Origin of the sequence: Amycolatopsis sp. NPDC051128 (assembly GCF_040682715.1) — a bacterium.
Taxonomy (GTDB): domain Bacteria; phylum Actinomycetota; class Actinomycetes; order Mycobacteriales; family Pseudonocardiaceae; genus Amycolatopsis.
The window spans coordinates 54,095-71,542 of sequence record NZ_JBFBBN010000032.1 but is presented as its reverse complement, the minus strand read 5'-3'; the positions used below and the strand labels follow the sequence as shown (position 1 = coordinate 71,542).

Annotated in this window: 19 protein-coding genes; 10 read left to right on the top strand and 9 right to left on the bottom strand. The window is 69.8% G+C overall.

What is annotated here, in order from left to right:
• Nucleotides 1-5 precede the first annotated feature (5 nt).
• Together AB0M82_RS28680 and AB0M82_RS28675 are read right to left on the bottom strand one after the other, a co-directional pair.
• Nucleotides 6-1,064, bottom strand: coding sequence for a sensor histidine kinase (locus tag AB0M82_RS28680; RefSeq protein WP_364728100.1), 1,059 nt, complete (start codon nucleotides 1,062-1,064; stop codon nucleotides 6-8).
• Nucleotides 1,065-1,073: 9 nt separating this feature from the next.
• Nucleotides 1,074-1,763: an MBL fold metallo-hydrolase gene (locus tag AB0M82_RS28675; protein ID WP_364728098.1), complete on the bottom strand. Its 690-nt coding sequence runs from the start codon at nucleotides 1,761-1,763 to the stop codon at nucleotides 1,074-1,076.
• A gap of 179 nt (nucleotides 1,764-1,942) precedes the next feature.
• Here AB0M82_RS28675 and AB0M82_RS28670 point away from each other — a divergent pair, with 179 nt between their 5' ends.
• Nucleotides 1,943-2,386: a DUF3761 domain-containing protein gene (locus AB0M82_RS28670; protein WP_364728096.1), complete on the top strand. Its 444-nt coding sequence runs from the start codon at nucleotides 1,943-1,945 to the stop codon at nucleotides 2,384-2,386.
• A gap of 91 nt (nucleotides 2,387-2,477) precedes the next feature.
• Nucleotides 2,478-3,881: an MFS transporter gene (locus AB0M82_RS28665; RefSeq protein ID WP_364728095.1), complete on the top strand. Its 1,404-nt coding sequence runs from the start codon at nucleotides 2,478-2,480 to the stop codon at nucleotides 3,879-3,881.
• Here AB0M82_RS28665 and AB0M82_RS28660 read toward each other — a convergent pair.
• The 5 genes from AB0M82_RS28660 to AB0M82_RS28640 form a co-directional block, all read right to left on the bottom strand.
• A complete protein-coding gene (locus tag AB0M82_RS28660) occupies nucleotides 3,878-4,684 on the bottom strand; it encodes an SAM-dependent methyltransferase (protein ID WP_364728092.1) in 807 nt (268 codons plus the stop codon). The genes AB0M82_RS28665 and AB0M82_RS28660 overlap by 4 nt on opposite strands.
• A 56-nt stretch (nucleotides 4,685-4,740) precedes the next feature.
• Entirely contained in the window at nucleotides 4,741-5,547 is an 807-nt protein-coding gene (locus tag AB0M82_RS28655) for an SAM-dependent methyltransferase (RefSeq protein ID WP_364728089.1), read from the bottom strand.
• Between the two features lie 88 nt (nucleotides 5,548-5,635).
• A complete protein-coding gene (locus AB0M82_RS28650; RefSeq protein WP_364728087.1) occupies nucleotides 5,636-6,436 on the bottom strand; it encodes an SAM-dependent methyltransferase in 801 nt (266 codons plus the stop codon).
• Nucleotides 6,437-6,478: 42 nt separating this feature from the next.
• The gene (locus AB0M82_RS28645) at nucleotides 6,479-8,041 is read right to left on the bottom strand and encodes an acetolactate synthase large subunit (RefSeq protein ID WP_364728084.1); all 1,563 of its coding nucleotides are present in this window, start codon (nucleotides 8,039-8,041) and stop codon (nucleotides 6,479-6,481) included.
• Entirely contained in the window at nucleotides 8,038-9,423 is a 1,386-nt protein-coding gene (locus AB0M82_RS28640; RefSeq protein WP_364728081.1) for an FAD-binding oxidoreductase, read from the bottom strand. Before AB0M82_RS28640 ends, AB0M82_RS28645 begins: the two co-directional genes overlap by 4 nt.
• Nucleotides 9,424-9,587: 164 nt before the next feature.
• Between AB0M82_RS28640 and AB0M82_RS28635 the strand changes: the two genes are divergently transcribed.
• Genes AB0M82_RS28635 through AB0M82_RS28615 form a run of 5 tightly spaced genes read left to right on the top strand, consistent with a single transcriptional unit; the run spans nucleotide 9,588 to nucleotide 12,321 of the window.
• Nucleotides 9,588-9,788, top strand: a complete 201-nt coding sequence (locus tag AB0M82_RS28635; RefSeq protein ID WP_364728080.1) for a hypothetical protein — start codon at nucleotides 9,588-9,590, stop codon at nucleotides 9,786-9,788.
• Nucleotides 9,789-10,322, top strand: a complete 534-nt coding sequence (locus AB0M82_RS28630; protein WP_364728077.1) for a DUF6879 family protein — start codon at nucleotides 9,789-9,791, stop codon at nucleotides 10,320-10,322. It abuts the gene before it with no gap.
• Nucleotides 10,252-11,127: a helix-turn-helix transcriptional regulator gene (locus AB0M82_RS28625; protein ID WP_364728074.1), complete on the top strand. Its 876-nt coding sequence runs from the start codon at nucleotides 10,252-10,254 to the stop codon at nucleotides 11,125-11,127. The genes AB0M82_RS28630 and AB0M82_RS28625 overlap by 71 nt, the downstream gene beginning before the upstream one ends.
• A gap of 52 nt (nucleotides 11,128-11,179) precedes the next feature.
• On the top strand, nucleotides 11,180-11,449 hold the full coding sequence (locus tag AB0M82_RS28620) for a hypothetical protein (protein ID WP_364728071.1): 270 nt from the start codon (nucleotides 11,180-11,182) through the stop codon (nucleotides 11,447-11,449).
• 50 nt (nucleotides 11,450-11,499) lie between these two features.
• Entirely contained in the window at nucleotides 11,500-12,321 is an 822-nt protein-coding gene (locus AB0M82_RS28615) for an aldo/keto reductase (protein ID WP_364728068.1), read from the top strand.
• Nucleotides 12,322-12,373: 52 nt separating this feature from the next.
• On the opposite strand, the gene AB0M82_RS28610 is transcribed toward AB0M82_RS28615, so the two are convergent.
• Complete coding sequence (locus AB0M82_RS28610; RefSeq protein ID WP_364728065.1) at nucleotides 12,374-12,871, bottom strand: DUF3830 family protein; 498 nt, start codon at nucleotides 12,869-12,871, stop codon at nucleotides 12,374-12,376.
• Between the two features lie 2 nt (nucleotides 12,872-12,873).
• A complete protein-coding gene (locus tag AB0M82_RS28605) occupies nucleotides 12,874-14,130 on the bottom strand; it encodes an aminotransferase class III-fold pyridoxal phosphate-dependent enzyme (RefSeq protein ID WP_364728063.1) in 1,257 nt (418 codons plus the stop codon).
• 90 nt (nucleotides 14,131-14,220) lie between these two features.
• On the opposite strand from AB0M82_RS28605, the gene AB0M82_RS28600 reads away from it, so the two are divergent.
• Genes AB0M82_RS28600 through AB0M82_RS28590 form a run of 3 tightly spaced genes read left to right on the top strand, consistent with a single transcriptional unit; the run spans nucleotide 14,221 to nucleotide 17,267 of the window.
• Complete coding sequence (locus tag AB0M82_RS28600) at nucleotides 14,221-15,684, top strand: NAD-dependent succinate-semialdehyde dehydrogenase (RefSeq protein WP_364728060.1); 1,464 nt, start codon at nucleotides 14,221-14,223, stop codon at nucleotides 15,682-15,684.
• Nucleotides 15,681-16,739 carry a tartrate dehydrogenase gene (locus tag AB0M82_RS28595; protein WP_364728058.1) on the top strand — a complete coding sequence of 353 codons (1,059 nt, stop codon included), beginning with the start codon at nucleotides 15,681-15,683 and terminating at the stop codon, nucleotides 16,737-16,739. The genes AB0M82_RS28600 and AB0M82_RS28595 overlap by 4 nt, the downstream gene beginning before the upstream one ends.
• A gap of 60 nt (nucleotides 16,740-16,799) precedes the next feature.
• Nucleotides 16,800-17,267, top strand: a complete 468-nt coding sequence (locus AB0M82_RS28590) for a DUF4262 domain-containing protein (RefSeq protein WP_364728056.1) — start codon at nucleotides 16,800-16,802, stop codon at nucleotides 17,265-17,267.
• Nucleotides 17,268-17,448: the final 181 nt, after the last annotated feature.

Sequence of the window (17,448 nt, the reverse complement as noted above, 5' to 3'; positions counted from 1 at the left end):
GCCCATCATCGCACCGGCAGCCGGGCGCGCACCCGGAAGCCGCCGTTCTCGAGCGGCGACGCGGTCAGCTCGCCGCCGAGGGCCCGCGTGCGTTCGGCCATGCCGCGGATCCCGTTGCCCGGCGGGGCGTCGCCGCCCCGGCCGTCGTCGTCGACAGCCACGGTCAGCTCGTCGGCGCCGTAGCCGAGCCGGACGACGACGGTTTTCGCGGCGGCGTGCTTCGCGACGTTCGTCAGCGCTTCCTGCACCACGCGGAACGCCGCGTGCTCGACGTCCGGCGGCAGTTCCCTGACGACGCCGTCGATCTCGGTGCGCACGGTCAGCCCGGACGCGCCGACCGACTCGGCCAGGTCCGCGACCCGTGCCAGGCTCGGTTGGTCGGCTTGGCGCAGCATGCCGAGCGTTGCGCGCAACTCCTGGAGTGCGGTCTTGCTGGCGTCCTTGATCGCCCCGAGTGCTTCCTCGGCCTGGCCCGGGTCACGGCGGTGCAGCGCGGCGCCGGCCTGGACGTTGATCAGCGCGAGGTGGTGGCCGAGGACGTCGTGCAGCTCGCGGGCGATGCGCAGGCGTTCGTCGGTGGCGCGCGCCCGGGCCTCGGCCTCCTTGGTGCGCTCGGCCTCGGCGCGGTAGTGCGCGACGGCACCGCCGGCGACCAGGGCCACGAACCAGCCGGTCATCAGGAAGAACGCGAAGTTGTCGACGTGCCGCCCGGTCCGCGAGCTGATCTCGCCCGCCGTGACACCGGCCATCGCCGCGACGACGAGCAGGGCGGCCCCGCGGATCCGCCCGGCCGCGGCGGCGTTGTAGAGCGCGTAGGCGAAGGCGAGCAGGACGAGGCCGTCGGGGTCGGTCAGCGGGTAGTAGAGCGCGCAGCAGACGAGCGTGAACGCGGCGACGCTCAGCGGGTACCGGCGCCGGAAGAAGAGGGCGCCGCAGCAGAGGACGGTGAGCACCCAGCCGATGGCGGCGTGGCGCGCGGGCTCGGGCCGGTCGCCCAGCACGGCGAACAGCGAGCCGGCGAGCACCGCGACGGTGACTGCGAGTTCGGGTACGTAGCGCCGCATGCGCCGAGCTTAGGCCGCTTCGCGCAGCTTCTTCCCGGCGTCGCGGGTGAAGGGGTCGGTGTGGCCGAAGCAGGCGATCTCGACGTCGAGCGCGGCGAGCCGGCTGAAGGACTCGAGGAGCTTCTCCCGGTCGGTGTTGAAGACGCCGGGGATGGCCTTGCCGTCCAGCTGGGCGATCGAGTCGCCGGTGAACAGCACGCCGTGGTGGGGGAGGTGGACGGCGATGCTGCCGTCGGTGTGCCCGGGCACTTCGAGCACCCGCGCACCGCCGCCGAAGGCGATCTCGTCGCCGTCCCGCAGTTCGTGGTCGACGGCGCACGGCGGGCCGGTGAGCCCGCCGGCCTGGGGGCTGTTCTGCTCGAACAGCGGCCGTTCCCAGTCGAGCAGCACGGGCTCCGCGGCGGGCCGGTCGCCGCGGATCACCGGAGCGTCGGCCCGGTGCGCGAGGACCTCGACCCCACCCCAGGCCCGCAGCTCGGCGGCGGCGCCGGCGTGGTCGGCGTGGGAGTGGGTGAGAACGACCCGGCGCAGCTCCCCGGGTGCCCGCCCGGCGGCCCGGATCGCGGCGGCGGTGTCGGCCGCCGACCCGGCGATCCCGGCGTCGACCATCGTCAGGCCGTCGTCGTCCTGCCAGAGGTAGGCCTGGCCGAACGCGTACCGGACGAGGTGCAGGCGCGGGGTGATCTCGACGAGCTCCATGGTCGCGAGGGTAGGGAGACGCGGTGGGTTTCGCTGCCCGATCCGCCGACAGCGAAACCGTTACGCCCGTTGCCGGACCGCAACCGATTGTTTCCCGAAATCATCACCGGCGTAACGACCGACGGTTTCCCGACGACATCCGCGGCATTAATTTGTCATGCTAAGGAGTCATTGTGCGGATGAAGTTCGGTGCGGTACTGCTCGCAGGCGTCCTGGTCACCGGATGTGGGGCCGGTTCGCTGCCGCCGAAGCAATCGGGAAACCTCGGCGTTCTCCCGGCCACTTCTTCGACGTATTCGACGCCTGCTTATTCCACGCCGGCGCCGACCGAGGCGTCCGTTCCGGCACCGGTGACGTCCGAAGCGCCGGTGGTCACCACGGCTCCGGCGGCGGTGAAGACGACCGCGCCGAAGCCCAAGGTGCCGCGGACCACCACCCAGGCGGCGCCGAAACCGGCCGAGTGCGGCGCGGACTACTACCGGAACTCCGACGGCAACTGCATCCACCGGCCCAGTGACAACCCGTCCGGCGCGACGGCCCTCTGCAAGGACGGGAGCTACAGCTACAGCCAGCACCGGTCGGGCACCTGCTCCGGCCACGGAGGCGTCCGCACCTGGCTGTGACGAAACCGCCAGTCGTCCGGAAACCCGTCACCCCGTGGGTACAGTGCATGAAGTTGCATGATGCGTACTAACTACCCGCTGGGGGTTTGCTGTGTCTTCCGGACGGTCCGGCCGGGCGATCGTCGTGGTCCTCGCCTCGTGCGGGCTGGTCGCGGCGTTCATGCAGACGCTGGTCGTGCCGCTGATCCCGGTGTTCCCGCGGCTGCTCAACGCCTCGGCGGCGGACGCGTCCTGGGTGGTCACCGTGACCCTGCTCGCCGCGTCGGTGATCACGCCGGTCAGCGGGCGGCTCGGCGACCTCTACGGCAAGCGGCGGATGATCCTCGTCAGCCTCGCGCTGCTCGTCGCCGGTTCGGTCGTGTCCGCGACGACGAGCGCGCTCGCGTTCCAGATCCTCGGCCGCGGCCTGCAGGGCTGTGCGATGGGCGTGATCCCGCTCGGCATCAGCATCATGCGCGACGAGCTCCCGCCCGAACGCGTCGGCGGCGCGATCTCGCTGATGAGCGCGACGCTCGGGGTGGGCGGCGCGATCGGGCTGCCGCTCGCCGCCGTCGTCGCCGAAAACACCGACTGGCACGTGCTGTTCTGGACCGCCGCCGGGCTCGGGCTCGCCTGCGCGCTGCTGATCCTCACCGTGGTGCCGGAGTCGCCGGTGCGCACGCCCGCGCCGTTCGACTACTTCGGCGCGCTCGGCCTGGCCGCGGGGCTGCTCTGCCTGCTGCTGCCGGTCGTCAAGGGCGCCACGTGGGGCTGGACCAGCGCGCCGACGCTCGGGCTGGCCGCGGCGGCGGTCGTCATCCTGCTCGGCTGGGGTGCCTACCAGCTGCGCCGCCGCGACCCGCTCGTCGACCTCCGGGTGTCGGCCCGCCGCCCGGTGCTGTTCACGAACCTGGCGTCGATCATGGTCGGCTTCGCCTTGTACGCCATGGCGTTGTCGTTCCCGCAGCTGCTGCAGGCTCCGGCGTCGACGGGCTACGGGGTGGGCCAGACGATGGTCGAGTCCGGGCTGACCCTGGCCCCGAACGGGCTGGTCATGATGCTGCTCTCGCCGGTTTCGGCGCGGCTCATCACCCGGTTCGGCCCCCGCCCGACGCTGATGAGCGGCGCGCTGGTGATCGCCACCGGCTACGCGTTCGCGATCGTGCTGATGGACAACGCGCTCGAGCTCATCACCGCGTCGGTCATCATCGGTGCCGGCGTCGGCATCGCCTACGCGGCGATGCCCGCGCTCATCATGGGCTCGGTGCCGGTCACCGAAACCGCGTCCGCGAACGGCCTGAACTCCCTGATGCGCTCGGTCGGCACGGCGATCTCCAGCGCGGTGATGGCGGCGATGCTGGCCCAGCTGACGATCAGCGTCGGCGGGCGGCCGGTGCCGTCGCTGTCCGGCTTCCGCGCGACCTTCGCGGTGGCCGCTTTCGCCGCGCTGGCGGGCGTGCTGCTGGCGGCGCTCGTCCCGAAGACGCGGACGACGCCGGAACTGGTGACCGCCTAGTTTTTGCGCGCCACCAGGGCGAGCCCACCGCTCTCCGCCGGGTTGGCCGGCACGTCCTCCGGCGAGTCCGGGCGCCACTCCGGGATGAAGACGATGCCGGGATCGACGATCTCGAAGCCGTCGACCAGCGCCCGCAGCTCGTCGGCCGAGCGCGGCGTGACGGGGTTGGCGCTCTTCTGGTACATCGCGACCGCCCGCGCGGTGCCCTCGCTCTGCTGCTCGTACGTCGCCGACGACATCGCCAGGTAGCTGCCGGGCGCGAGCGCGTCGCGGTAGGCGGCGACCAGCCGGGCCGGCTCGCGCTCGTCCGGGATGAAGTGCACGAACAGCGCCATCACGACCATCACCGGCTGGTCCAGGTCGAGCATCATTTCGGTGGCGTCGTGGTCGAGGACGTCGTCCGGGAACTCGGCGTCGGCGTACACCATCACCGCGTTCTCGTTGTCCTCCAGCACGATCTCGCTGTGCGCCACGGCGACCGGCTCGTTGTCGACGTAGACCACCCGCGCGGTCGGGTCGATGGCGTGGGCCACCTCGTGCACGTGCCCCACGGTCGGCATGCCCGAGCCGATGTCGAGGAACTGCCGGATGCCCTGGTCCATCCCGAACCGGATGGCGCGGCGCAGCCACTGCCGGTTGAGCCGCGCGCGCTCCCGCGCGTTGGGCTGCGCGGTGAGCACCTGTTCGGCGAACATGCGGTCGACGGCGTAGTTGAGCTCGCCGCCGAGGATGTAGTCGTAGACCCGCGCGGCGTTGGGCTTGTCGAGGTCGATGCCCCGCCTCGCGTACTCGTCTTCGCTCATCCGCCGCTCTCCCCGTGTTCAGATGTGACGGCGAGAATAGCCGGACACACAGCGCCTCAGGCTTTCCGCCCCACCAACGCCAGCTGGCTGGCCTGTTCGGGGTGCGCGCCGACCTCGTCTGGGTCGTCCGGCCGCCATTCCGGGGTGAACACGATGCCCGGGTCGACGAGCTCGAAGCCCGCCACCAGGGCGCGCAGCTCTTCGCGGGACCGCGCGAACACGTCGGTGCCGCTCTTCTGGTAGAGCTCGGCCGCGCGGCGCACCTCCTCGCCCTGCCCTTCGAACGTGCCCGACGACAGCGCCAGGTAGCTGCCCGGCACGAGCGCGTCGCGATAGGCGGCGACCAGCCCGGCGGGGTCGCGCTCGTCCGGGATGAAGTGCACGAATGCGGCCATGATCAGCATCACGGGCCGGCCGAAGTCCAGCAGCTCGAGCGTGGTCTCGTGCTCGAGGACGTCGTCCGGGTACTCGGCGTCGGCCTGCACCATCGCGGCGTTTTCGTTGTCCTGCAGCACGATCTCGCTGTGCGCGACGGCGACCGGCTCGTTGTCGACGTAGACCACCCGCGACTCGGGGTCGATCGCCTGGACGACCTCGTGCACGTGCCCCACGGTCGGCATGCCCGAGCCGATGTCCAGGAACTGCCGGATCCCCTGCTCGGCCCCGAACCGGACGGCCCGGCGCAGCCACCGCCGGTTCAGCAGGGCCAGCTCCCTGGCCTCCGGCCGCACTTCGAGGATCTTCTCGGCGAACATCCGGTCGATCGCGTAGTTGAGCTTGCCGCCGATCAGGTAGTCGTAGACGCGCGCCGCGTTCGGCTTGTCGAAGTCGATCCCGCGTTTCGCGTGCCCGTCCTCGCTCACTGCCGCTCCCCCGGGGGTCAGGTGTGACGCGAGGATAGCGGCGCTTTTCGGGCAGCGGCCGTCGCTTGCCCCGATCAGGTGTCGCCCGTCAGTCCTTCCGGGCCACCAACGCCAGCCCGCCCGATCGCTCCGGCGGGTCCTCGAGAGGCTCGTCCGGGCGCCACTCCGGCGTGAACACGACACCCGGCGGCAGGATCTCGAAGCCCTTCACCAGCGCGCGCAGCTCGTCGGGAGAGCGCAGCGTCAGCGGCGTGCCGCTCTTTTCGTACAGCGAGACCGACCGCTGCGTCTCCTCGCCCTGGCCGTCCCACGTCCCTGACGACAGCGCGAGGTAGCTGCCCGGCGCGAGCACATCGCGGTAGCGGCCGATCAGGCCGGCCGGGTCGCGGGAGTCCGGGATGAAGTGCACGAACGCGGCCATGATCACCATCACCGGCTCGCTGAAGTCGAGCAGTGCCTCGGTGGTCGGGTGGTCCAGCACGTCGTCGGCATATTCGGCGTTGGCTTGCACCATCGCCGCATTGTCGTTGCCCTCCAAGACGATCTCGCTGTGCGCGACGGCGATCGGCTCGTTGTCGACGTACACCACCGTCGACGTCGGGTCGATCGCCTGGACGACCTCGTGCACGTGGCCGACCGTCGGCATCCCCGACCCGATGTCGAGGAACTGCCGGATGCCCTGTTCCGCGCCGAACCGCACCGCGCGCCGCAGCCACGCCCGGTTGACCAGCGCCATGTGCCGCGCGTTCGGCAGCACACCCAGGATCTGGTCGGCGAACATCCGGTCGACGGCGTAGTTGAGCTTGCCGCCGATCATGTAGTCGTACACGCGCGCGGCGTTCGGTCTTTCGAGGTCGATGCCCCGCCTCGCGTGTTCGTCTTCGCTCATCGCCGCTCCCCGGGTCCGGTTTGTCGGCGAGAATAGCCCGGTTCAGAGCAGCGGCGGCACCACGGCGTCGATGAGGTGCGGACCGGGCTCGGCGAAGGCCCGCTGCAGCTGCTCGGCGAGCTCTTCGGCGGTGGTCGCGCGGGTCGCGGGGACGCCCATGCCCTCCGCGATCTTCACGAAGTCCATGTCCGGCCGCGACAGGTCGAGCAGGTCGTTCGCCTTCGGGCCGCCCGCGGCCGCCCCGACGCGCTGCAGCTCCAGCCGCAGGATCGCGTACGCGCGGTTGTTGAGCAGCACCGTCGTGACGTTCAGGTTCTCCCGCGCCTGCGTCCACAGCGCCGAGATCGTGTACAGCGCGCTGCCGTCGGACTGCAGGTTCAGCACCGGCCGGTCCGGCGCGGCGATGGCCGCCCCGGTCGCCACCGGGATGCCGTAGCCGATCGCGCCGCCGGTCAGCGTCAGCACGTCGTGGCGCGGCGCGCCGGCCGTCGCCGTCGGCAGCAGCAGGCCGGACGTGTTGGCCTCGTCGGCGATGATCGCGTTCTCCGGCAGCAGCGCCCCGATGACGTCGACCCAGTTCTGCGGGGTCAGCGGCCCGCTGGGCAGCGCGGGCCGGGACGCCTGCTGCAGCACGGGTTCGGCGTCCGCGGCGACCAGGCCGGCGACCTCGTCCAGCGCGCGCGTGACGTCCTGGCCGACGGACGCGAGCACGTGCACCCGGGCGCCTTCGGGCACCAGGTCGCTCGGCTTGCCCGGGTAGGCGAAGAACGACACCGGCGCCTTCGTGCCCGCGACGATGAGGTGCTTGACGCCGTCGAGCTGGTAGGCGACCTGCTCGGCGAGGTAGCCGAGCCGCTCGATGTTCGGCAGCCCGGCGCCGCGCTCCAGCCGGGCCGGGAAGGTCTCCACGAACACCTTCGCGCCGGTCGCGGCGGCGATCCGGCCGGCCGCGCGCAGGCCTTCTTCGCGGCAGGCGCCCCCGCCGATGAGCAGCGCCACCGGTTCCCCGGTGCCGAACACCGCGGCGACGTCCTCGATGGTCGTCGCGGCCACGGCCTGCGGCACCCGCGGCGGGATCGGCGCGCACGTCTCGCCGCCCTCGCCCCACGAGGCGTCGGCGGGCAGGATCAGCGTGGCGACGCGGCCGGGCGCGTCCTGCGCGGCGGCGACCGCGGCGGCGGCGTCCGCCCCGACGTCCTTGGTGTGCTCGGAGCGGCGCACCCAGCCTTCCAGCGAGCCCGCGAGGGCCTCGATGTCCGACTCCAGTGGCGCGTCGTACTGCTTGTGGTAGGTCGCGTGGTCGCCGACGACGTTGACGATCGGCGTGTGCGCGCGACGCGCGTTGTGCAGGTTCGCCAGACCGTTGCCGAGGCCGGGGCCGAGGTGCAGCAGCGTCGCGGCGGGCTTGCCGGCGATCCGCGCGTAGCCGTCGGCCGCGCCGGTGACGACACCCTCGAACAACGCGAGCACACCGCGCATCTCGGGCACGGTGTCGAGCGCGGCGACGAAGTGCATCTCCGACGTGCCGGGGTTGGCGAAGCACACCTCGACACCGGCGTCGACCAGCGTGCGGATCAGGGACTGGGCGCCGTTCAACTCGCTCATTCGATTCCTTCAGGGAAGAGAACGCCGGGGTTGAGGATCCCGGCGGGGTCGAAGCTCTGCTTGATCCGGCGCATCAGCTCGATCTTCGCCGGGTCTTCGAGTTCCTGGTGGTAGCCCGCCTTGGTGCGGCCGAGGCCGTGCTCGCCGGAGATCGCGCCGCCGAGTTCCATGGCGTTGGCGAAGATCTCGGTGAGCAGCTGCTTCCGCTTGACGGCGTCCTTGCAGAAGATCGCGAGGTGGACGTTGCCGTCGCCGGCGTGCCCGCAGCCGAGCGCGCCACCGCCCGCGGCCATCGCGAGCTCCCGCGCCTTCGAGATGAACCGCGGCATCGCGGTGCGCGGCACGACGACGTCGATCACGTCGTCGGCGCCGGCCGCCTTCGCCGTCCAGAAGGCCTTCTCGCGGGCTTCGATGAGCTTGCGGGCGGCGTTGCCTTCGAGGACGTAGACGTCGGTCGCGCCGAGTTCGCCGAGCAGGACGCCGACGGTCTCGACGTCTTCTTCGAGGCGTCCGCTCTCGCGGTTTTCCAGCGCCACCACGAGGTAGGCCTCGCTGGTCTCGCGGATCTTGTCCGGGACGCCGAGCTCGAGCTTCTCGTTGTAGACGATCGCGGCCATCGTCAGGTTGTCGATGTACTCGAGGATGTGCGGCCCGAGCCCGCTGGAGAGGATTTCCGGCACGGCGGCCATCACCTGGCCGAAGTCGCCGAAGGGGGCGAGGACCGTGGCGCCGTGGGCCAGCCGCGGGTGCAGCTTGACGGTGACTTCGGTGGCCAGCGCGAGGGTGCCCTCGGAGCCGATGATCAGCTGGGTGAGGTCGTAGCCGGTGGAGACCTTGGACGTCTTGCCGCCGGTCCGGATGATTTCGCCGGTCGGCAGCACGGCCTCCAGGCCGAGCACGTTGTGGCGGGTGACGCCGTACTTCACGGCCCGCATCCCGCCGGCGTTGGTGCCGACGTTCCCCCCGACGCTGGCGCTCAGTTCACCGGGGTAGACGGTGTACCCGAGCCCGGCTTCGGCGGTCTTGACATCGAGCTCGGCGAGCGTGACACCGGGCTGGACGACGGCGACGTGGTTCCCGGTGTCGACTTCCAGGACTCTGTTCATGCGCTCGAAGGAGATGAGCAGGCCGTCTGCCTGCGGCCGGGCGGCCCCGGAGAGCCCGCTCCCGGACCCGCGCGCGGTCACGGGCAGGTGGTGTTCTGTCGCGGCTTTCAGCAGCTCCGCGACTTCCTCGGCAGTCGCCGGCTTCGCGACGTAAGCGGGTTTCTGCGGCTCCGCCGTCAGAGCTTCGTCGTGCGCGTAGTCCTCGGAGATCGCTTCGCCCGTGAGCAGGTTCTTGTCCCCGACGATCTCGGCCAATCGTGCCGTCACGTCGCCCATCGACAGTTCTCCTCCGCGCCGCTGCTGTGGTTACCGCAGCGTAGTACGTACCGCCGGTACGTCGCTATGAAAGTTTTTCACGTTCTGGCGGTGGCAAGGTCGACATTGTGCGGGACCGTGACTGACTGCTTGCTCTCCGTGGCCAGAGCGGTCACGCTGTGAGCATGAAGCTGAGAAAGATCACCGCCGACTGCGAGGACCTCAAGTGTCCGGCTGCCTATGTGTCGGACAGGGGTACCTTCGTGTTCCAGGGGCCGGTTGTGAGCAGCGCCGATGGGCTCGACCTGGGTGAGGGCGAGCAGGCTGTGGAGTTGCCTTTCGGCGTGCTGCGCCAGGCGCTGCCGGAACTGTCCGAAGGTTGCTGAATGCGGCCATTGACCGATGAAGAGTTCTCCGCTCTCTTCGAGGACTACCAGAGTTCGGCTTTTCGCTTGGAGACCCGACAGGTCTACACTGTCCCGCAGTTCGACGAGTCGCTTCGCAAATTCCTGGCCGGTGATCCGAAGCCGGAGTCCTTCAATGCCGCGTGGCACGCCAGGATTGGCCGCTACGTCGCCGCAGGTAAAACCATGCAGCGTGCCAAGTTTGTCCGGCGTCCGCTGACCGACTACAGCCGGTACCTGCTCAGCTGGGGTGTGCCTGGGAATGTCGTGGCAGGGGAGGACTATCGGATCCTCGATGTCACCGATCGTACGGTCGACCTGCCTGAGCAGGATTTTTGGATCTTCGACGACGAGACGGTCGCGCTGCTGAACTTCAACGAAGACGGCACTGTTCGCGGTCATGAACTGGCCGACTCGGCGCACCTCGACCAGTATCGTAAGTGGCGTGACCTGGCACTCTCCGAAGCAATCCCCTGGAGCGAATACCGACTTCAGCACCCATCCGACGGGCAATGACGTCGGAGCTGTCCTCCGACGGCTCCGCAAGGCGGCCGGCCTCTCAGGCGAGAGGCTGGCCGTTCGCTGCGCGATGTCACAGTCCAAGATCAGCCGGATCGAGCGCGGCAAGCTTCTGGCGAGCGTGGCGGATGTCGAGCGGATCCTGGTGGCCTTGGAAGTCCCGCGCGAAACTGCCGAGAAGATCATCGCCCTGGCGCGGCGGGCCAATGTCGAACATGTCTCCATCCGGGCTCTGGCAGAGAAAGGTCTGTGGCGCGCCCAGTTCGAACTGAAGGCATTGACCGAGGCGAGCGCGGCAGTGCGATCGTTCTTGCTGAGCATGCCCAACGGGCTGATACAGATTCCTGACTACGTCCGTGCGGTGGTGACCCCTGCTCTTCCGAGCGAACCCGCTCGTGATGTTGAGAAGATGGTTGATGCGCGACTCGAACGTCAGCGGGTACTCGATGATCCGAACCGCCACTTCACTTTCATTCTTACCGAACAGGCAGTGCGGTGGCGCTGTGCCGAGCGGTCGGTCATGGCTCGACAGTGCGCCCATATGGCCGAGCTTTCGGAGCGTCCGAACATCGAGATCGCAGTCGTCCCGCTGAGTTCCTATGTTCCTGATGCGCCGTTGAACAATTTTCTCGTACTCGATGAGCGAATGGTGATCATCGAACTCTTCTCGGGACGAATGGTCATGCGTGACTACAAAGATATCAAGTATCACATCGAGCTTTTCGAGCTGTACTACCAGTATGCGCTGACCGGTGACCGTGCGCGGGCCTTTCTGCTCTCGACCCGCGACGAATTTATGTAGGACCCAGCCTAAAGCTCGCGATCCGCGAACCCATCTCCATGCCGTTCTCGGCATGACCTGCACATGCGCCAAACTCGAGCACCGCATACCGAAGAAGCGCTGGAATCCCCTCGGCGACGGCTCATTCCGCCTGAGTCAGAACGACTCGGTCTGGCTCCTCATACCGACCCCGAACGCCAAATACCCCTGGCTCCTCCGCCGCAACGATGGCGCTGAGCAGGAGATCGGCGCGAAGGGCACCAGGTCCGCAAAGGCGATGGCCGAGTTCGACATCGAGATCAGCCGCTACATCGGCAGAGGCACCGGCGCTGCGAAGATTTAGCTCAGGCTAAATCTCTGGTGGGTGACGCCACCGGCGGCGAAGCTTCCGGCATGACATCGACGTACACCTTCGAAGGCGGCCTTTCCGTGCGCCGCCTCGGATTCGGCGCCATGCGGCTCACCGGGTGGGACCACGTGAAGGACGGCGCCAAGACGGTCGCGCGCCGCGCCGTCGAGCTCGGCGTGACCTTCTTCGACACCGCCGACGCCTACGACCTGGGACTCAACGAGGAACTGCTCGCCGACGCGCTCCACCCGTACCCGGGGCTGCTCATCGCGACGAAGTGCGGGCACGCCCGCCCGAGCCGGGGGGAGTGGGTGCCGCTCGGCCGGCCCGAATACCTTCGGCAGCAGGCGGAACTCTCGTTGCGACGGCTGCGCGTCGACCGGCTCGACCTGCTGCAGCTGCACCGGCTCGACCCGCAGGTCCCGCTCGCCGACCAGGTCGGCGCGCTCGCCCGGCTCCGGGACGAGGGCAAGGTCGCCCGGATCGGGTTGTCCGAGGTCAGCGTCGCGCAGCTGGCCGAAGCGCGGGCCATCGCGCCGATCGCGAGCGTGCAGAACCGCTACAACCTGACCGACCGGGCGTCCGAAGACGTGCTCGAGTACTGCGAGCGCGAGGGGATCGCGTTCGTCCCGTGGCTGCCCATCGCGCGGGGTGACCACGCGACGGCGGGTGGGGTGCTCGCGAAGGTCGCGGCCGGCATCGGGGCGACACCCGCTCAGGTGTCCCTCGCCTGGCTGCTGCGCCGTTCGCCGGTGATGATCCCCATCCCCGGAACGTCGTCCATCGCGCACCTCGAGGAGAACTGCGCCGCCGCCGGAACACAGCTTTCCGACGACGATTTCGCCCAGCTCGGCGAAGCCGCCTGAAACGGGACGCCGGGTGCGGCAGCCGCACCCGGCGTCCGTTGACCGAAAGGGCTCAGGCTCGCGCGAACGAGAGCGTCTCGCCCTCGACACCCCGCAGCCACAGGTCCTGCGCGGCCGCCGCCATCTCGGCGAGACCTTCCTCGATCGTGGCGAACACGTTGCCGGGCACCCAGCCGGCGTCGCCGTTGATCAGCAGGTTGTTGCGCCCGTAGAAGATCGCGAGGTCGGTCGCGCCCTGGTCGCTGTGCGCCTCGCTGTCTTCGTCGTAGCCGTACGCCGGGTTGCCGATCTCCCAGGCTTCGAACCCGAAGTACACGACGTCGCCGGGAATCGGCGTGACCGTCGGGTTCTCCCGCCCCGGCTTGGGCTCCGCGAACGGCGGCACGAGTGTGTAGACCTCGTTGCGCGCGTACTTGGCGTGGTAGGCGGATCCGCTCTGCGGCAACGCGTCCCAGACCGCGCGGCACGTCCGCGGCGCTTCGTCGTCCAGCAGCCGGGCGCGGCAGGAGACGCCGCGCTTGTCGAGGGTGATCGTGATGTACCGGGCCATGCTCAGCTCCCCGTGACCGACGCGACGACGTCTCCCCAGATACGCAGCGCGTCGTCGACCTGCTCGGCGGTGACGACCAGCGGCGGCACCATGCGGACCACGTTCATGTACGGCCCGCAGGTGAGCAGCAGCAAACCGCTCTTCGTGGCCGCCTGCTGCGCGGCCTGCGCCGTGGCCATGTCCGGCTCGCCGTCGGCGGTGGTGAACTCCGAGCCGACCAGCAGCCCGAGCCCGCGCACCTCGCCGATCGACGGCGTCTTGTCCGCGATCACCCGCGCGCCTTCGAGCAGCTGCCGCCCGCGCTCGGCGGCGTTCTCCACCAGGTTCTCCCGCTGGATGACCTCGAGCGTCGCGATCGCCGCCGCGCACGAGACGGCGTTGCCGCCGTACGTGCCGCCCTGCGAACCCGGGAACGCCTTCGCCATCAATGCCTCGGAAGCGGCGATACCGGACAGCGGGAAGCCGCTCGCCAGGCCCTTCGCGATGAGCACGATGTCCGGCGAGACGTCGAAGTGGTCGTGACCCCAGAACCGGCCGGTGCGGCCGAAGCCGGTCTGGATCTCGTCGACGACGAGGAGGATGCCGTGCCGGTCGGCGCGCTCGCGCAGCCCGGCCAGGAACTCGGTGTTCGCCGGGACGTACCCGCCTTCGCCCAGCACGGGCTCGACGAAGAACGCGGCCGTCTCGTTCGGGGCGCAGACGGTCTGGAACAGGTAGTCCAGTTCGCGCAGCGCGAACTTCGTCGCGGTCTGCTCGTCCCAGCCGTAGTGGTAGGCGTAGGGGAACGGCGCGACGTGCACGCCGGCCATCAGCGGGCCGATGCCGGCGCTGAACCGCGTCCCGGACGTCGTCATGGTCGCGGCCGCGACGGTCCGGCCGTGGAAGCCGCCCTGGAAGACGATGACGTTCGGGCGTTTTGTCGCCTGCCGCGAGAGCCGCAACGCCGCTTCGACGGCTTCGCTGCCCGAGTTCGCGTAGAAGAGCGAGTCGAGCCCGCTCGGCAGGACTTCGCCCAGCCGCTCGGTCAGCTCGAGGAGCGGCTTGTGCATGACGGTCGTGTACTGCCCGTGGACGAGCTTGCCGATCTGCTCCTGCGCGGCCCGCACGACGTGCGGGTGGCAGTGCCCGGTGCTCGTGACGCCGATCCCGGCGGTGAAGTCGAGGTGGCGTTTGCCCTCGACGTCGTAGAGGTAAACCCCTTCGCCGTGGTCGACCACGACGGGCGTTGCCTGCTTGAGCAGCGGAGAGAGCTGGGCCACAGCGTGCTCCTCGATCGGTCTGAGCGGGTTGTCGATTGTTGACAATATCCATAGCATGGCCCTGGGGACAACACGTGAGGAGTAGTCGGGATGAGCGCGAGCACCGAAACCGGCGTCGTCGACGCGGTCGGCAAGGAACTGTTCATCGGCGGCAAGTGGGTCGCCGCCGGGGCCGGGAAGACGTTCCCGGTGGTGGACCCGGCCACCGGCAAGGAGCTGTGCCAGGTCGCCGACGCCTCCCCGGCGGACGGGCTCGCCGCGCTGGACGCCGCCGTCGCCGCCCAGGCGGACTTCGCGAAGATGGCGCCCCGCGAACGCGGCGAGATCCTGCGTAGGGCGTACGAGCTGCTGATGGCGCGCCAGGACGAGCTGGCGCTGCTCATGACGCTGGAAATGGGCAAGCCGCTCGCGGAGTCGAAGGGCGAGATCGCCTACGCCGCCGAGTTCTTCCGCTGGTTCGCCGAGGAGGCCGTCCGTATCGACGGCGGCTACGCGACCGCCCCGAACGGCTCCGGCCGGTTCCTCATCACGAAGCAGCCGGTGGGACCGACGCTGCTGATCACGCCGTGGAACTTCCCGATGGCCATGGGCACCCGCAAGATCGGCCCGGCGATCGCCGCCGGCTGCACGTCGGTGATCAAGCCCGCCGCGCAGACGCCGCTGTCGATGCTCGCGCTGGCCGGCATCCTCGCGGAGGCGGGGCTGCCCGCCGGCGTGCTCAACGTCGTCACCACCACCGACTCCGGCGGCGTGATGGAGCCGCTGATCCGCGACGGCCGGGCCCGCAAGCTCTCCTTCACCGGCTCCACCGGCGTCGGCCGGAAGCTGCTGGAGCAGTGCGCCGACAAGGTCCTCCGCACCTCGATGGAGCTGGGCGGGAACGCGCCGTTCCTGGTCTTCGACGACGCCGACATGGACGCGGCGATCGACGGCGCGATGCAGGCGAAGATGCGCAACATCGGCGAAGCGTGCACCGCGGCCAACCGCTTCTACGTGCAGCGTGGCGTCGTCGAGGAGTTCTCCCGGCGGCTGACCGAGCGCATGGAGGCGCTGCCGATGGGTCGCGGCACCGAGAAGGACGTCGTGGTCGGCCCGCTGATCGACGACAACGCCGTGAACAAGGTCACGGAGCTGGTCAAGGACGCCACCGACCGTGGCGCGCGGGTGCTCACCGGCGGCTCCGGCGTCGACGGGCCGGGCCACTTCTACCAGGCCACCGTGCTCACCGACGTCCCGCAGGAGGCGCGGCTGACGCACGAGGAGATCTTCGGGCCGGTCGCCCCGATCACGACGTTCGACACCGAGGAAGAGGCGATCGCCAAGGCCAACGACACCGAGTTCGGCCTGGTTTCCTACGTCTTCACCAGCGACCTCAAGCGGGCGCTGCGCGTCTCCGAGGCCCTCGAAGCCGGCATGATCGGCCTCAACCAGGGCATCGTGTCGAACCCGGCGGCGCCGTTCGGCGGGATCAAGCAGTCCGGCCTCGGCCGCGAGGGCGGCTCGGTCGGCATCGACGAGTTCCTCGAGACCAAGTACATCGCGGTGGCACTGTGACGGCCTACCGCCTGGCGAGCATCCCCGGCGACGGGATCGGCGTCGACGTCACGGTCGAGGCCCGCAAGGTCCTCGACCGGGCGTCTTCGAAATTCGGCTTCTCGCTGGAGTGGACGGAGTTCGACTGGAGCTGCGAGCGGTACGCCCAGCTCGGCTCGATGATGCCGGAGGACGGCGTCGCGCGGCTCTCGGCGTTCGACGGGATCCTGCTCGGCGCGGTCGGCTTCCCCGGCGTCCCGGACCACGTTTCCCTGTGGGGCCTGCTGATCCCGCTGCGGCGCGCGTTCTCGCAGTACGTCAACCTGCGCCCGGTGCGGCTGCTGCCGGGCACGACGTCCGTGCTGGCCGGGCGGAAGGCCGAGGAGCTGGAGCTGGTCATCGTCCGGGAGAACTCCGAGGGGGAGTACTCCGCGATCGGCGGCCGCCACAACGCCGGGCGGCCGGACGAGTTCGTGCTGCAGGAGTCGGTGTTCACGCGTGTCGGCGTTTCGCGGATCATCCGGTACGCCTTCGAACTGGCGCGGACGCGGTCTTCGCGCGTCTGCTCGGCGACGAAGTCGAACGGGCTCATCCACTCGATGCCGTTCTGGGACGAGATCTTCGCCGAGGTCGGTGCGGAGTACCCCGATGTCCACAGTGAACAGATGCACGTGGACGCGCTGGCCGCGCGGATGGTGCAGGCGCCGGACCGGCTCGACGTCGTGGTGGCGTCGAACCTCTTCGGCGACATCCTGAGCGACCTCGCGGCCGCGATCACCGGCGGGCTCGGCATGGCGCCGTCCGGCAACATCAACCCATCGGGTGAATTCCCGTCGATGTTCGAAGCGGTCCACGGGAGCGCTCCGGACATTGCCGGGCAAGGCATCGCCAACCCCGTCGCGCAGATCCTGGCGGCCGCGATGCTGGTCGAACACCTGGGCGAAACCGTTGCCGCGCAAGCGATCCGGGCCGCGGTGGACCGGGTGCTCGACGAGGGCAGGGTGCGCACCCCGGACCTCGGCGGCACGGATACCACAGAACGGCTCGGCACGGCGGTGGCCGAAGCGCTGGGCTGAGTTTTTGTCGGTGCCCTCCGGCACGGTGGTCGCGAGTCCACCGAGGGGGAGGAGAAACCGATGTGCTGGCAGTGCGACAACCCGGGCCGCCCGCAGGCCGACTACCTGACGCTGCTGCGGGAAGAGGTGGCCGACCGGGGCTGGATCGTGCAGGGAGTGGAGGAGTCCGGTCTGTACCCGCCGTGGGCCTACACGATCGGGCTCAGCGGGTTCGGCCTGCCCGAGCTGGTCGCGACCGGCCTGCCCCTGTGGGCGGCCTCGGACCTGCTCAACGGCATGGCCGAACACTCCCTGCACGCCGCGCCACCGGAGCCGGGAGAACGCATCCCGCTGCGGGGCGGCCCGCTGATCGAGGTCGTCCCGCTCGCGGAGCCGTCGGCGCACCTGATCTTCGCGGTCGCGTTGTACGGCCCGGAAATCCGCGCGCTGCAACTGGTCCACGCGGACGAGCGGGGCCGCTGGCCGTGGTCAGCCGACTTCCGCGACGGCGCGGGTGGCCAGCCGGTGCTGGGAGTCCGCCATGCCTGACCCCACACCCCCGATGCCCACCCAATCACGCAAGATGCCCACCCAGTCACGCGAGTTCCGCCCCCAGTCACGTGAGTTCCGGCCTCAGTCACGTGAGTTCCGGCCTCAGTCACGTGAGTTCCGGCCTCAGTCACGTGAGTTCCGGCCTCAGTCACGTGAGTTCCGGCCTCAGTCACGTGAG